Annotated in this window: 16 protein-coding genes and 1 pseudogene; 10 read left to right on the top strand and 7 right to left on the bottom strand. The window is 62.2% G+C overall.

What is annotated here, in order from left to right; all coding sequences use genetic code 11:
- Positions 1–99 precede the first annotated feature (99 nt).
- Complete coding sequence (locus ACYJ11_RS04275) at positions 100–1,500, top strand: selenium-binding family protein (RefSeq protein ID WP_461646849.1); 1,401 nt, start codon at positions 100–102, stop codon at positions 1,498–1,500.
- Between the two features lie 22 nt (positions 1,501–1,522).
- Positions 1,523–1,840 carry a 2Fe-2S iron-sulfur cluster-binding protein gene (locus ACYJ11_RS04270; RefSeq protein WP_188975000.1) on the top strand — a complete coding sequence of 106 codons (318 nt, stop codon included), beginning with the start codon at positions 1,523–1,525 and terminating at the stop codon, positions 1,838–1,840.
- 11 nt (positions 1,841–1,851) lie between these two features.
- On the opposite strand, the gene ACYJ11_RS04265 is transcribed toward ACYJ11_RS04270, so the two are convergent.
- Positions 1,852–2,232 (bottom strand): hypothetical protein, encoded by a 381-nt coding sequence (locus ACYJ11_RS04265; RefSeq protein WP_461646848.1) that lies wholly within the window; start codon positions 2,230–2,232, stop codon positions 1,852–1,854.
- Positions 2,233–2,304: 72 nt separating this feature from the next.
- Between ACYJ11_RS04265 and ACYJ11_RS04260 the strand changes: the two genes are divergently transcribed.
- Both ACYJ11_RS04260 and ACYJ11_RS04255 read left to right on the top strand, forming a co-directional pair.
- Positions 2,305–2,637, top strand: coding sequence for a hypothetical protein (locus tag ACYJ11_RS04260; RefSeq protein WP_461646847.1), 333 nt, complete (start codon positions 2,305–2,307; stop codon positions 2,635–2,637).
- A gap of 62 nt (positions 2,638–2,699) precedes the next feature.
- On the top strand, positions 2,700–4,028 hold the full coding sequence (locus ACYJ11_RS04255) for a M28 family peptidase (protein WP_461646846.1): 1,329 nt from the start codon (positions 2,700–2,702) through the stop codon (positions 4,026–4,028).
- 465 nt (positions 4,029–4,493) lie between these two features.
- Here the strand turns inward: ACYJ11_RS04255 and ACYJ11_RS04250 are convergent, their stop codons facing one another.
- Both ACYJ11_RS04250 and ACYJ11_RS04245 read right to left on the bottom strand, forming a co-directional pair.
- Positions 4,494–5,177: a hypothetical protein gene (locus ACYJ11_RS04250; protein ID WP_461646845.1), complete on the bottom strand. Its 684-nt coding sequence runs from the start codon at positions 5,175–5,177 to the stop codon at positions 4,494–4,496.
- 99 nt (positions 5,178–5,276) lie between these two features.
- Complete coding sequence (locus ACYJ11_RS04245) at positions 5,277–5,651, bottom strand: response regulator (RefSeq protein WP_005537403.1); 375 nt, start codon at positions 5,649–5,651, stop codon at positions 5,277–5,279.
- A 145-nt stretch (positions 5,652–5,796) separates the two neighbouring features.
- Between ACYJ11_RS04245 and ACYJ11_RS04240 the strand changes: the two genes are divergently transcribed.
- The 4 genes from ACYJ11_RS04240 (at position 5,797) to queC (ending at position 8,263) form a co-directional block, all read left to right on the top strand.
- Positions 5,797–6,087, top strand: coding sequence for a hypothetical protein (locus ACYJ11_RS04240; protein ID WP_170096972.1), 291 nt, complete (start codon positions 5,797–5,799; stop codon positions 6,085–6,087).
- A gap of 226 nt (positions 6,088–6,313) precedes the next feature.
- Positions 6,314–6,763 carry a 6-pyruvoyl trahydropterin synthase family protein gene (locus ACYJ11_RS04235; protein ID WP_461646844.1) on the top strand — a complete coding sequence of 150 codons (450 nt, stop codon included), beginning with the start codon at positions 6,314–6,316 and terminating at the stop codon, positions 6,761–6,763.
- Complete coding sequence (locus ACYJ11_RS04230; RefSeq protein ID WP_461646843.1) at positions 6,763–7,545, top strand: 7-carboxy-7-deazaguanine synthase QueE; 783 nt, start codon at positions 6,763–6,765, stop codon at positions 7,543–7,545. The genes ACYJ11_RS04235 and ACYJ11_RS04230 overlap by 1 nt, the downstream gene beginning before the upstream one ends.
- A gap of 19 nt (positions 7,546–7,564) precedes the next feature.
- Positions 7,565–8,263: a 7-cyano-7-deazaguanine synthase QueC gene (gene queC, locus ACYJ11_RS04225; protein WP_461646842.1), complete on the top strand. Its 699-nt coding sequence runs from the start codon at positions 7,565–7,567 to the stop codon at positions 8,261–8,263.
- A gap of 30 nt (positions 8,264–8,293) precedes the next feature.
- Here the strand turns inward: queC and ACYJ11_RS04220 are convergent, their stop codons facing one another.
- The 4 genes and pseudogenes from ACYJ11_RS04220 to ACYJ11_RS04205 all read right to left on the bottom strand — a co-directional run.
- Positions 8,294–8,677 carry a methylglyoxal synthase gene (locus tag ACYJ11_RS04220; RefSeq protein WP_170096976.1) on the bottom strand — a complete coding sequence of 128 codons (384 nt, stop codon included), beginning with the start codon at positions 8,675–8,677 and terminating at the stop codon, positions 8,294–8,296.
- Positions 8,678–8,735: 58 nt separating this feature from the next.
- Positions 8,736–9,014: a HalOD1 output domain-containing protein gene (locus tag ACYJ11_RS04215; RefSeq protein WP_170096977.1), complete on the bottom strand. Its 279-nt coding sequence runs from the start codon at positions 9,012–9,014 to the stop codon at positions 8,736–8,738.
- A 210-nt stretch (positions 9,015–9,224) separates the two neighbouring features.
- Positions 9,225–9,884: a helix-turn-helix domain-containing protein gene (locus ACYJ11_RS04210; protein ID WP_005537411.1), complete on the bottom strand. Its 660-nt coding sequence runs from the start codon at positions 9,882–9,884 to the stop codon at positions 9,225–9,227.
- Positions 9,885–10,106: 222 nt separating this feature from the next.
- Positions 10,107–10,589, bottom strand: a pseudogene (locus tag ACYJ11_RS04205) (deoxyuridine 5'-triphosphate nucleotidohydrolase); the annotation flags it as partial.
- A gap of 141 nt (positions 10,590–10,730) precedes the next feature.
- Between ACYJ11_RS04205 and ACYJ11_RS04200 the strand changes: the two are divergent.
- The gene (locus ACYJ11_RS04200; RefSeq protein WP_170096978.1) at positions 10,731–12,704 is read left to right on the top strand and encodes an aconitate hydratase; all 1,974 of its coding nucleotides are present in this window, start codon (positions 10,731–10,733) and stop codon (positions 12,702–12,704) included.
- 661 nt (positions 12,705–13,365) lie between these two features.
- The gene (gene rimI, locus ACYJ11_RS04195; RefSeq protein ID WP_188974984.1) at positions 13,366–13,863 is read left to right on the top strand and encodes a ribosomal protein S18-alanine N-acetyltransferase; all 498 of its coding nucleotides are present in this window, start codon (positions 13,366–13,368) and stop codon (positions 13,861–13,863) included.
- Positions 13,864–13,987 lie beyond the last annotated feature (124 nt).

The following is a 13,987-nucleotide window of genomic DNA, read 5'->3' as shown; positions in this document are numbered from 1 at the left end:
CCGTGCATCGCTCCGGACGCCATCATTACCACACCGCATGTAGCGGCTGTTTCAGCCGGAACACGTTGCTAAAATGTAATGTGTGTGTAAATAACAGGCATGAGTGACACAGAGCAGCCAGCCGAGAGTGGGACACACGACCACCACGACCACGATCACGACCACGAGGGACCGGGCTATGCCACCCCGCAAGCAGCGATCGAAGCGGCCGAACCTGAACAGACCGCGTACGTGATGGGGCTTCACGTCGGGCAGGACGTCGACGCACCGGACTTCTTGGCTGTCGTCGACGTCGACCCCGACTCCGACACCTACAGCGAAATAATCAATCGGGTCCAGATGCCGAACAAGGGCGACGAACTCCACCACTTCGGGTGGAACGCCTGTTCCTCCTCGTGTCACATGGATGGGTTGGAGCGCCGGCATCTCGTTATTCCCGGCCAGCGGTCCTCGCGAATTCACATCGTCGACACCAAGGAGCGACGTGATCCTGAACTGACGAAGGTCATCGAACCGGAGGAGGTGTACGAGCACGACCTCTCCGCGCCCCACACCGTCCACTGCATCCCTGATGGTGAGATTCTCATCTCCATGCTCGGCGATGCTGACGGCGACCTCCCCGGTGGCTTCCTCGAACTGAACGACGACTTCGAGGTGCAGGGCCGGTGGGACCCACCCGGCGAGATCGAGATGAACTACGACTACTGGTACCAGCCCCGCCAGAACGTAATGCTGTCGACGGAGTGGGCGGCCCCGAAAACCTACTACCCCGGCTTCGATCTGGACGATGTCGAGGACGGGAAGTACGGCCAGCGCCTCAACTTCTGGGACTGGGAGGCCGGCACCGTCGAGCAGACCATCGACCTCGGCGAGGACGGCCTGATTCCGCTGGAAGCCCGGTTTTTGCACACGCCCGAGAGCACTCACGGCTACGTCGGCGCGGCGCTGTCCTCAAACATCATCCATTTCCACGAATCGGACGGTGAGTATCACGCCGAGCCGGTTATCGAGTTCGACGACCGCGAGCACGAGGGGTGGGACATGCCGGTGCCGGCACTAGTGACAGATATCCTCATTTCGATGGATGACCGCTACCTGTTCGGGTCGAACTGGCTCCACGGCGAGGTGTGGATGTATGACATCTCGGACCCGTCGAATCCCCGAAAGGCGGACTCGATCTCCATCGGCGGCTACTTCGGCGATATCCAGCAGGTGCAGGGCCGTGATGTCGTCGCTGGTCCGCAGATGCTCCAGCTCTCGCTCGACGGCGAGCGGCTGTACTGGACGACCTCGCTGTTTTCCTCGTGGGATAACCAGTTCTTCCCCGAGGAGGCCGAGAACGGGTCGGTGATGCTTAAAGCCGATGTGGACCCGCGAACGGGGACGATGTCGCTGGACCGGGACTTCCTCGTTGACTTTGGTGACCTCCCTGAAGGCCCTGCTCGCGCCCACGAGATCCGGTGGCCCGACGGCGACTGTACCAGCGACGTGTGGCAATGAGGGCGACGCGACCGAGCGGCCGATGACCGAGGTCTTGCTGGACTGGCGGGACAGCGAGCGTACCGAGACGATTTCGGTGCCGGATGGCGAGACGATACTTGACGCCGCTGAAGCCGTGGGTATCGGGCTACCGTTCGGCTGTCGAACCGGCGCGTGCGGGACCTGTACTGCTCGGTTGCTGTCCGGCGACGTGGTCCATCACCGCCCGCCGCGGGCGCTTAAGCACCGGCATCTGTCGGACGGATACGTCCTGCTCTGTATCGCCGAACCGACGACCGACACGCACCTCGCCGTCGGCGCGACGGTGCAGGCTGAACTGGTCCCGAACCCCTGGAAGTGACGGGGAGCCGGTTAGGCCCGGTGCTGGCGCGACAGCGCTTGCTGGAGTACCTGTCCCAAGAAGCCGATGGCCGGGACGACGAACACCGTCGCGTGCACCCAGGCGTCGTAAGTAATATCGCTCGGCTTGGTCACGAGAAAGAGCCCGTAGAGGACGACCATCACCACGACCCACAGAACGGTGATAATCAGGAACGGCACGGCGTCCCGGACCGGCTCGGCGACTGCTTCGCGCAGTGTGGCGGACATACTCGGATAGTCGGACGGAATCGGCAAAAACGTACCCCGCGACGGTCCGACCTCCGTCACCAGTTCGATGCAGTCGGTTTCGGCCTCGATAGCCGCCGGCACGTCCGTTGCGGCGCTGGTGTCGATGCCGCGTGCCCCGGACAACGGCGCACTAGACTGCTGACCGGCCGGCTACTGAAGGCTGATTTTATGTTTTGTACCAGCCATCTCCCAGATATGACCCTCCTCCCGATTGTCGTCGCCCTGTTCGTGTCGCCGGCAGTCACCGCACTGGTGTACGTCGACGCCAGGCGGTGTGACCTGTCCCAGCGGTACTGCACCGCCGCCGCCTCTGCCGTCGGTCTCGCCAGTTTCGGCGGATTTCTCGTCGCCAGTGTCCTCGGCAGTGGGATCTTTTCGACGTACTATCGCCTCGTGAGTCGGCCGGCCGTCGCCGTCACGCCGCTTGACCTCATTCTCTCCTTGCTCCTCTTCGGCTTCGCCATCACTGCACTGGCCGTTCTGGGCTATGGACTCACCAGTCGGTACGGCCCGCTTGCATCGTCGTAATCGCAGCCGATCCCCGAACGAGTACCCCTAATTTCAAACCCAGCACGGCCCCACAGAGACGTATGGACGACACTGACTGGATCGGCGAGACGTTCACCAGCACGGTCGGGTGGGACCATCTGGAGACGCTGGTCGACATCGGGAACCGGATGGCGGGCAGCGGCGGCGAACGGGCGGCCGCAGAAGCGACCCGTGATGCACTGGCAGAATACACTCGCGACGCCCGACTCTCCGAATTCGAGATACAGGGCTGGGAGCGGGGCGACAGTGCCGTCCACGCCGATGGGTCGGCGGTCGCGGCGCAAGCCCACGAATGCATCGCCCTCCCGCGGTCGCCGGCCGACGAGGTGACTGGTAAACTGGTCGATGTCGGTCACGGGCTTCCGGAGGATTTCGAGGACGCCGACTGCGAGGGCCAGATTGTACTGGCCCGCTCGGATGTACCCGACTGGTACGACCGGTATATCCACCGGCGCGAGAAGTACTATCACGCTGTCGAGGCCGGCGCAGTCGGGTTCATCTACCGCAACCACGTTGAGGGTGTGCTGCCGCCGACCGGGAGCGTCGGTACGGCGGACGCACCAATCGGCGAGATCCCGGCTGTTGGCGTCGCCAGCGAGACGGGGGCGCGACTGACCCGGCGCTACGCCGGAGAGGACATAACCCTCAGTGTCGACTGCGGGACCCCCGAGGCGACGAGCCAGAACGTCCACGCCGAACTGGGGCCGGACACCGACGAGCGACTGCTGGTGACCAGCCACGTCGACGCCCACGACATCGCGGAAGGAGCGATGGACAACGGGGCCGGGACGGCGATGGTCGTCGAGGTGGCCCGCGCACTGGCTGGCCGCGAGGACGAACTGGAGACACGTGTGGAGTTCGTCGCCTTCGGTGCCGAGGAGGTCGGACTGGTAGGCTCAAACCGGCTGGCTGACGAGACTGCGCTCGATGGCGTAACGGCCGTGCTCAATTTCGACGGTGTCGTTCAGGGTCGCACGCTGAAGTGTTACACCCACGGCTTCGACGCGCTTTCGGCCGCCGCCGAGGCTGTGGCTGACCGCCTTGACCATCCCATTTCGCTCACACCGGAACAGGGTCCCCACAGCGACCACTGGCCGTTCGTCCAGCGCGGCGTCCCCGGCTATCACGTGACCAGCGAAACCGGTGGCGAGGGTCGCGGTTGGGGCCACACCCATGCCGATACGCTGGACAAACTGGAACCCCGGACGTTCCGCGAGCAGGCCGTTCTCCTGACCGAACTCGCCGTGACGCTTGCGGATGACTCAGTGCAGCCTGCTCACAGAGATCCCGCGGCAATCGCCGATGCGCTCGAAGCCCAGAACCTCGCCGAAGGGATGCGGATTACAGGTGACTGGCCCTTCGATGACTGACGTAACGCGGGTCTCGTCACCGACACGTTCGACACGCGCGACCTGTGATAAAGAATTACCAGAATTCTAGTATTTCTGGCCCCGCCTGCGTTCCGGCGCCTTGGTCGCTAACAGCGGATTATAATGATTTACTCAGTATAGAAGTAACATATTCCGTAGGTTATTTACCATATGGGTACATGGAAATCGATGGCAGGTCGATTGGTCTACGTACTGAAGCCACACGTGAACGCCGTCACCGGCGTTCGCTGCCAAGCTCCCATGCTATTCGGTCTCGCGGAGTCCGAGGCCGAGCCGACGTGAGTAAACCATCCCTGCCGTCGTCAGTCAACACCAACACCAATACTTGACGCGACGGCCGTCCACGTGCCAAGGCGGCCGTCGTGTCCACTTTCGGACAAACTTCTGCGGAACACCAGCTGGTAGCGCACACTATGCAAAACAGCACTCAGCGGCAGAACATCGCTATGACTCGTACGCCTGTTCCACGTCAGCCTTCGCCGACGGAATGACCTGCTGTTCGGCGCGGCGCATCGACCGCAACGCCTCGTCGGTGAACTCGACATCGAGCGTGGGGAGGGCCCGTGCGAGACCGCCCAGCACCTCGCCAGGGTCGATGCTCAGTTCGAAAGCGAAGGCGTTCTGTTCTTCCTGTAGTGGAACGGAGAATTCGAAATGCGTCTGGACGATCTCCGTCGCCGTCTCCTGATCGTATGTGTCGGTGACGGCCGTCCAGAAGTCGTCCCTGTCGGCGGCCACCAGTGGTGCGAGGTCGTCCCCGAACGAGCGCTGGCGGGCTAGCAGTCGCTCCCGGATCTGTTCTCGTCGGTCGCCACGGACGGTGTCACGGAGCGCGTTCCAATAGATATCCCGGGCCAGCACTTCGTCAGCATAGGTGTCGAACGACGCGTCAGTAGCGGCGTAATCCAGCACCGGCTCCAGCTGGTTGAGTATCTCTTGCTGGTAGGATTGGAGCTTCGGCCGGATAACGTGGCGTTCTAGCGGACGGCTGTTATTCAGCAGTTTGCCTGCAACGCGGCCCCCGCTTGACCCACGTAGCACGGCTGCCACGTCGAACGCCGCGTACGTCTCGTCGACGAACTGCGAGAGGTAACGTTCGAACTCCCGTTCGACGGCACGTCGTGTCACACCCGATCTTGTGGGCTGCAGTGACCTATCCCTTACGCCGATGTTTGCAAGCGATAGCCGCCTGCAAGACGGACTGTGGCCACCCTTCTCGACCCGGTATCACTGCCGGCCTGCACGGACTGCGACGGAGACCCGATTGGCCACAATATTCATTTTGCCGACAATGTTGTCCTTGTGGACGAAATCTGTCACACCGGCATCCAGCGCCTCGCTAGCGATGGATTCCAGTTTCGTCGTCGTCAGGAGGAGAATCGGTAGTGAGTCCGGGAGGTTCCTGGCCAGCTTGATGCCGGTTTCATCCGGCAGATCGTAGTTCGTCACGACACAGTCGACTCCGCGTTGCGCGACGTGTCGCTCTGCTGCACGGGCAGTCGAAACGACATCGACAGTGAAGTTGTAGCCCCGAAGTGCGTCCTGTAGCTGCGTCCCGAGAAAATCACTGTCCTCGACCAGCAACAACCGAACGGTCGTCATAGTACACAATAGGGACAAAACAGATTAAAACCACCGTCAGTTTGTCTCAGAAGCAACCACCGCAACTGCTGCCCGGGGCTTGCGCCTTGCTGCTCCGCTGTGTATCCAACACGACCGTTATCACTGTGCATATCTAACACTGTCTGTGTCCAGAGACCTGCCCAGCGACGTACACACGGTGCTGACACAACTCGCTGAAGCGGGCGAGACAGCGATCAGTGACGTGGAGTTCGATACGGCTCGACAGACCGTTGCGACGGCCGAGACGGTCAGCCGGAACAAACTCCCGGAGTGTGAGTTGCGCTCGCAGTTGCTCCACGGCTACGAGCAAGTGCGCACCGCGCTCGACAACGACGATCCCGACGCTGCCGCCGAGTATCTCCGAGCGATGAACCGACGACTCGCGGCCGTTGACGACGGACCACGCTCCGACTAACTCTCCGACTAACACGCGGAACCGGCTTCGGCGGTTGCTGAGCGACAGTATGTGGTGAAAGCTGTTCTCTAGTCACGGTCCGCTCGCTCTCGATACACGTCCGCTACTGCACTCGTACTGTCGGACAGTGACTACTGGACTCTCTTCCGTCTTGGTTCCCGTGTTACCGAGGCACTGGCTGGCCAGCTCCCGTGAGAGTTAAGCCACCGACCGATAATACCGTGGTATGTCTCAGCGACTATCGAAGCCCGAGGACACGCTCGCCGACGCTGGCGAACGCGAACTCGTCGTCGGCGGTGACCGGCCGCTCCGTATCTCTGCGGGCCATCGGTTGTTACACCACGACGGGAAATGCTCGCGCCCACACGGACACAACTACGAGATCACTGTCCGCGTCACCGGCGAACTCACGGACGACGGGTGGGTCGTCGACAAGAGCGAGATTACGGACGTAATCGACGAGTGGGACCACCGCTTCCTGCTTGAGGCCGGCGACCCGCTGGTCGAGGCGTTCGACGCCAGTGGCGACGGCGACGCCGTGGTGGTCCTCGACCACCCGCCGACAGCCGAGGTCATGGCCGCGATACTGGAACAGCGCCTCGCCGACCGCCTCCCGGAGACGGTGTCGGATGTGGCCGTCTCTGTTCGGGAAACTAGCGAACTCTGTATCCGCTGATGCCGGTCGCGAACGACGCGCCCGGGGTTGATATCGAGGGAACCGACGCCGACGCGGAGTCGGGCGACCTCCCCATCAACGAGTTGTTCCAGTCCCTCCAAGGCGAGGGCCGACTGGCCGGCGTCCCGAGCGTGTTCGTCCGGACCAGCGGCTGTAATCTGCGGTGCTGGTTCTGTGACTCATATCACACCTCGTGGGAGCCGACTCACGACTGGTTCACCGTCGACGATGTAATCGCGGCTATCGAGGAGTACGACGCCAACCACGTCGTCCTGACCGGCGGTGAACCGCTCATTCATGATTCGAGCGAGACACTGCTGGCGCGGCTGGCCGACCGGGGATATCACACGACGGTCGAGACCAATGGGACCGTCGTCCCCGATGCCCCTATCGACCTCGCCAGCGTCAGCCCGAAACTGGCCTCCAGCACACCGACGGCCGAACGCGACCCTGACGGTGATGGCGAGTGGGCGGACCGCCACGAGGAGCGCCGGCTCGACGTGCCGACGCTGGCCGAACTCGTCGAGACATACGACACGCAACTGAAGTTCGTCGTCACGGGCCGCGAGGACATGGCCGAAATCGAGCGCCTCGTCGAGCAACTCCGCGACACTGCGTCTACCCGCGTTCGTGACGACGACGTGTTACTGATGCCGGAAGGCCAGACGCGCGACCAACTCGAAGCGACCCGGAAGACGATCGCGGACCTCGCGGTGGAGTACGGCTACCGATACACGCCGCGACTCCACGTCGACCTCTGGAACGACGCACCGGGCACCTGACTGACCTGACTGACTACAGATGACTGACGATACCCGCGCTGTCGTGCTCGCCTCGGGCGGCATGGACAGCGCCACGGCAGCCTACGAAGCACAGACTCGCGGCTACGACCACCTGTACCTGCTGCATACGAGCTACGGGCAAAACACCGAGGACCGGGAGTACGAATGCGCCAGCGCGCTGGCCGACCACGTCGACGCGGCTGACTTCCTCCACGTCGAAACCGGCCACCTCACCCAGATCGGCGCGTCGTCGCTGACCGACGACTCGATGGAGGTAGCGGACGCTGACACCGACAGCGACGAGATCCCGACCTCGTACGTCCCGTTCCGGAACGCGAACCTGCTATCGATGGCGGTTTCTTATGCCGAGGCCAACGACTGCGGGGCCGTCTTCATCGGCGCACACAGCGAGGATTTCTCGGGATATCCCGACTGTCGGCCTGCTTTCTTCGACGCCTTTCAGGGCGTCATCGACGCCGGCACGAAGCCCGACACCGACATCGACCTCGTCGCACCCTTCGTCGAGTGGTCCAAGACCGACATCGCCGAACGCGGCGTCGAGCTCGGCGTCCCCTACGCGGACACCTGGAGTTGCTACCGGGACGACGAACCGGCCTGTGGAACGTGTGATGCCTGCGCGTTCCGGCTCGAAGCCTTCCAACGTATCGGCGAACGGGACCCCATTGAATACGCGGAACGACCGACATACGCAGAATAAGCAGCGTTCAGGCGATCATCCACCGAGGAATTAGTCGTCGGCTTCGTCCCGAACCAGCCCTTCGAGGATGTACTCTGCCGAGGTCCGCGTCGTCGCCAGCGGTACGTCGTGGACATCACAGATTCGCAGGAGTGCGGAGATATCTGGCTCGTGGGGCTGCGCCGTCAGTGGGTCCCGAAGGAAGACGATGCCGTCCATCCGGCCCTCGGCGACCTCAGCGCCGATCTGCGTGTCGCCCCCCATCGGCCCGCTCTCTTTGCGTTCGACTGTGAGGTCGGTCTCTGCCATGATGCGCTTGCTCGTCGTGCCAGTCCCGACGAGGTCGAACTCCGAAAGCGTTGATTCGTAACTCTGTGCCAAGTCGATCATTTCGGGCTTCTCGTCGTCGTGTGCGATGAGCGCGACGCGGGTCATACCTGGGGCTCTCGGGCCATCGTCTTATGTCATTTGGACGGGGGCGTGTCAGCGCCGGTTACCCGTCGACAGAAATCTCTCCGTCAGCGGTTATCGTCACGTCGTGGCCTTCGACAGCGAACGTCAGCGATTCCGTCGTCCTCTCTCCGACGACCGCACGGAGTGATTCGCTGTCGACGTACGTATCTAACCCGTCAATATCATCCGCATCCAGATCTGTCGCTTCGAGCACCGCATCGGCAATAACATCTCCCGCGGGTTCGGGGCTCACCCAGTCGTCGGACCCCTCTGTGGCCCGGTTCCGCAGCATATATACGGTCCCCTCGTTCGAACTCATACTCCAGTGTACGTTCCCTTCTGTTATAACAGCGGATGAGCTGTTTCACTGTCTGAAGTAACCGGTGCCACGATGGCGGTCTCACACTGCCGGCTCAAACGACCCAAAACGCAGCTATTCGGCAATATATCGCCCCTAGACCTGCTGCTCACAGCGGGTCGCTGTCCCACCACCATCGCTTCCCACCAGCCGGAAGCCGTTCTTGTTCTATTACTCCGGCGGTGAGCCGACAAGCGGCCGCTCGGGGGCCGCCAATGTGTTCTGTACCAGCGTTCGCGTCCCGCGACGGAGTCGCTCCGAGGCGGCCTGACTGGAGATTCCGAGCTCCGCGGCGAGGTCCGAGAGGGAGGACTCCCGCGGGACAGTGAAGTACCCACGGTTGAGCGCGAGCAACAGCACTTCCTGCTGTGGGTCCGTCACGCCGAACTGGGGGGAGGCTTCCGTGTCGTCAGTGATGGTCTGAATGTCGATGTTGATATCACTGGACACGAGTACGTCACGGAACGACAGCACCGAACTCTTCTCGGGGAACCGGGCTCGGAACACCCAGTCATCACCGGTCTGTGCAGCACCGAGCAGGAATCCGTCGGCGTTCAACAACGCTTCTCCGATCGTATCGATTATTGTATCAGTTGTATGCAGGGTGTACCAGTGACCATCTCCTTCTGCCGCTACGTGGGCATAGTCGGTGATACTCTCGTCCTGGGCCAGATTCGCTTCGATGGCGGGCCGCTCGACGGGGCCAATCCAGGCGACGGCACGGCAGTCGCCACTCTCGCAGTGAAGTCGCTGTATCCGTATCGCTGCTTTACTCAGCGTTTCAGCTGTTCGCTGCAAGAGGGGGGCGTCGATGTGAAATTCTACTATCATGTCTCACTGTCACGCAGCAACGGTGATAAACCCCGGTCAGACAGTTGTCGTACCTGAAAACGGTGCTTGTGTAATTTCCGGGTACTGAAGGCTGACGACGGTATGGACCGGGGTATAGTTGCTTCAAGCACCAATCGATAGCACTCGGGAAATCCACTTAAATTCACAGCATGGCCTACCATGTCTCGGGCTATGAGACACGTCTGGGACCGCGATTACCCATCAGAGATTCTCACCCTGATATGACCCTTCGTACGTCCCCTCGTGCGCGGCATCGGCGAGCACGAGCTGTGCGATCCGCGCGCCCTGTTCGAGTTCGATCGGGTGATGGACCTCAAGTAGCCCCTCGCCTCGCCCTTCGTAGCCGGCGTCCCAGACTGCCGTATCGAGCATACAGGAGTTGCGGAGCAACGACGACCGGGGAAGGAGAAAGCCGATGTGTCCATCTGGAATGACAACCCGGTCGGCGTACTCGACGATGTAGCCGCCGCGGTCGAGCTGATAGACACCGTCGTCAGGCTCGATTGCCTGCCGGTCGCCAACGGTCTTGCCGCCGCGTTCGATGCGTCCCGGCTCGCTCTGCTCGTAGATCGAACCGAGCGTGAGGTCGACGCCGTTCGGTTGTACCTGCGATTCTCTCAGGTCGCCGAGGGCGTCGGCGACGAACCGCCCACTTTTGAACATACGCGGTTCTGTGCGAGTGTCGTGGAAAGACCTGCCGGTCTGGCCGACCGCTGTCCCGACCTGTTGACTCGCTTCTGAGTGACGGACGGAACGGATTTTTATATGAAAAATACGACGGAATACGCGGGATTTATACCGCCGCGCCATCCATTGACGCACGTTATGGGACAGACGCTTACGGAAAAAATTCTCGACGACCATCTCGTCGAAGGGGAGCTAACACCCGGAGAAGAGATCGGGATCGAGATCGATCAGGTGCTGACACAGGACACGACTGGGACGCTCGTCTGGCTGCAGTTCGAAGCGCTGGGCCTCGAAGAGGTTCAGACGGAACTGGCCGCCCAGTACTGTGACCACCAGACCTATCAGTTCGACTTCAAGAACACCGACGACCACCGCTTCCTCCGCTCTGCGGCAGGCACGTTCGGGGCCCACTTCTCGCGCCCCGGCAACGGTATCTGTCACAACGTCCACAAAGAGAACTTCGCCGAACCCGGCAAGACGATGCTCGGGTCTGACTCGCACACGCCGACCCCCGGTGGCCTCGGCGAGCTCGCTATCGGGTCCGGTGGCCTCGACGTTGCCGTCGCCATGGGTGGCGGCGCCTACTACATCGAGATGCCGGAAGTCGTCAACGTCCATCTCGAAGGCGAACTGCCTGAGTGGGCCACCGCCAAGGACGTCATCCTAGAGCTGCTCCGCCGGCTGTCGGTCAAGGGCGGCGTCGGCAAGGTGCTCGAATACACCGGTCCCGGCGTCGAGACGCTGACCGTCCCCGAGCGGACCACCATCACCAACATGGGGACCGAACTCGGTGCGACGTCCTCGATCTTCCCGACGGACGACCAGACCAAGGATTACCTCGAACGCCTCGGTCGCGAGGACGTCTTCGAGGACATCGGCCCCGACGAGGACGCCGAGTACGCCGACGAGATCGTCGTCGACCTCTCGGACCTCGAACCGCTCATCGCCGAGCCGTCCATGCCTGACAACGTCGTGCCGGTCTCCGAGGTCGAGGGCGTCGACGTCGAACAGGTCATGATCGGTTCCTGTACGAACGGCGCTTACGAGGACATCCTCCCGGCCGCGAAGATGCTGGAAGGGCGCAACATCGACAAGAAGACCGAGATGATCGTCGCCCCCGGCTCCAAGCAGGCCTCCGAGATGCTGGCCCGCGAGGGCTGGACCGCGGAGATGATGGCGGCTGGCGTCAACTTCTCCGAGGCGACGTGTGGTGCCTGTATCGGCATCGGTCACGTCCCGGCCTCCGACTCCGTCTCCCTGCGGACGTTCAACCGCAACTTCGAGGGCCGCTCCGGTATCGAGGACGACAACGTCTACCTCTGCTCGCCGGAAGTCGCCACTGCGGCGGCCATCAAAGGCGAAATCGTTGACCCGCGGGACCTCGCCGACGAACTCGGCGACCTCGAGGCCCCCGGTCTGGAGATGCCCGACCAGTACATCGGCAACTCCGAGTCGGACCTCATCGCGCCGGAGAACGCCGTCGACGACGAACTCATCAAGGGCCCGAACATCGGCGACGTGCCGCTGAAGGACCCGCTCGAGACCGAAGTCGGTGGTGAAGCCCTCCTGAAAATGGAGGACAACATCACGACGGACCACATCATCCCGGCCACACAGGACATCCTGATGTACCGGTCGAACGTCCCGAAGCTCTCCGAGTTCACGCTCTCGCGTGTCGACGACACGTTCGCGGAGCGCGCACTCGAAGCTGACGGCGGCGTGCTCGTCGCTGGCGAGAACTACGGTCAGGGCTCCTCGCGCGAACACGCGGCCCTGTGCCCGATGTACCTGGGTATCGAGACCGTCCTCGCACAGAGTTTCGCCCGCATCCACAAGGCGAACCTGTTCAACTTCGGTATCGTCCCGCTCACCATTGACGAGGAGACCTACGAGAAGATCGAGCAGGGCGACGACATCGAGATCGTCGACGACGCGGCCGAGGCCGTCAAATCCGGTCAGGAAGAGTTCACCATCCGCGTGAACGACGACTGGGAAGCGACCGGCCAGCTCGACGCCTCCGAGCGCGAACGCGAGATCCTCGCCGCCGGTGGCAAGCTCTCACACACGAAGCAGCAGCACGACGAAGGCGGCGCTGCACCTGCTGACGACTAAAGCGAGGTCACGGAGCGACCTCAAATCCGAGCGGAGCGGGACCGTAGGTCCCGCAGGCAGTCGGGCGGCATCGCCGCCCGACGACGGGGAGGAACGACCCGCGACGGAGCGATTCCGAGCGTAGCGAGGAATCGCTTTGAAGTCGAACGGCGCTTCGCGCCGTGAGACAGCGCGCTCGCTTCCGACCGCGACTTTTTCTGCGCGGCGAAGGCACGAATAGCGAGAAGCCTTTGTAAGGTCGAACGGAGAGGAACGATCCGCGACGGAGCGATTCCGAGCGTAGCGCGGTCGCCTTCTGACCGCGGTTTTCGAGCAGTGAAACGGACATATACGTTAGCCTCAGGACGGCGCTAGCAGAAGTTTGTCCCGCAACAGTATCCCGTACTTCATCCTAACGCGTGCAGTCGGCGCTGACGGAAGTACTTCTAGGACAACTCGGCAGCGATGGAAAAGTTTGGAAAGAGGGGTGGGGGTGGGGGTGGTGGCACCCAAAACGGGTGCAACTATACATAGAATGGTCAGGCTAAAGAACCTTCCGCCTTTCTAACCTTGTCTCGGTCGTATCGATGCATGAACTATCAGTACTTATCGACAAACAGTCAGAAATCAGGTAGCTTCGGTCGGCGGTAACACATATGTAGGCCCACACCGAACTATGCATGTGACAACGGTCGCTCCTGACGGACCGGAGACGCCGGATACGCCAGCGGTTCGGCGCGCCGTCCGCGCGGACCTCATCGAGATCCACCGCATCGAGCAGGCGTCGTTTCCACAGCCGTGGCCGTTTTCTGCACTGGAGAGCTATCTCGGCGAAGCGGGGTTTCTCGTCGCCGAAACCGGCAATGACGATGATGACCCGCCCGCTGTCGCAGGCTACGTCATCGCGGATACGGTGCCGAACCACGGTACCCCGCTCGGCCACATCAAGGACCTCGCGGTCCGGTCAGCGTACCGGCGGCAGGGGGTTGCGAGCGCGCTGTTGACGCGTGCACTGGAGGTCATCGGCGAGACGGGTGCTGGCTCGGTCAAGCTGGAGGTCCGGGCCGACAACGATGGCGCACGAAAGCTCTACCGGCGCTTCGGGTTCGAGCACCGCAAGACCGTTCCCAACTACTACAGCAACGGCGAGGACGCGCTTGTGATGGTCCGATTACTCTGAGTGTGGCAGCTATGTCTGATACTGTTTGAGCGCTGTGGGTACTGCATGTCTGTTGTCGGATGACCTTGCGCAGCCAGTTCTCCCGAACCGACCACCGCTCCGAGACCCCGACTACATATACGGC

It is taken from the genome of Haloarcula sp. H-GB5 (assembly GCF_054850705.1).
Note: the sequence above shows the minus strand (reverse complement) of the source record. Positions and strands in the feature narration are given on the sequence as shown.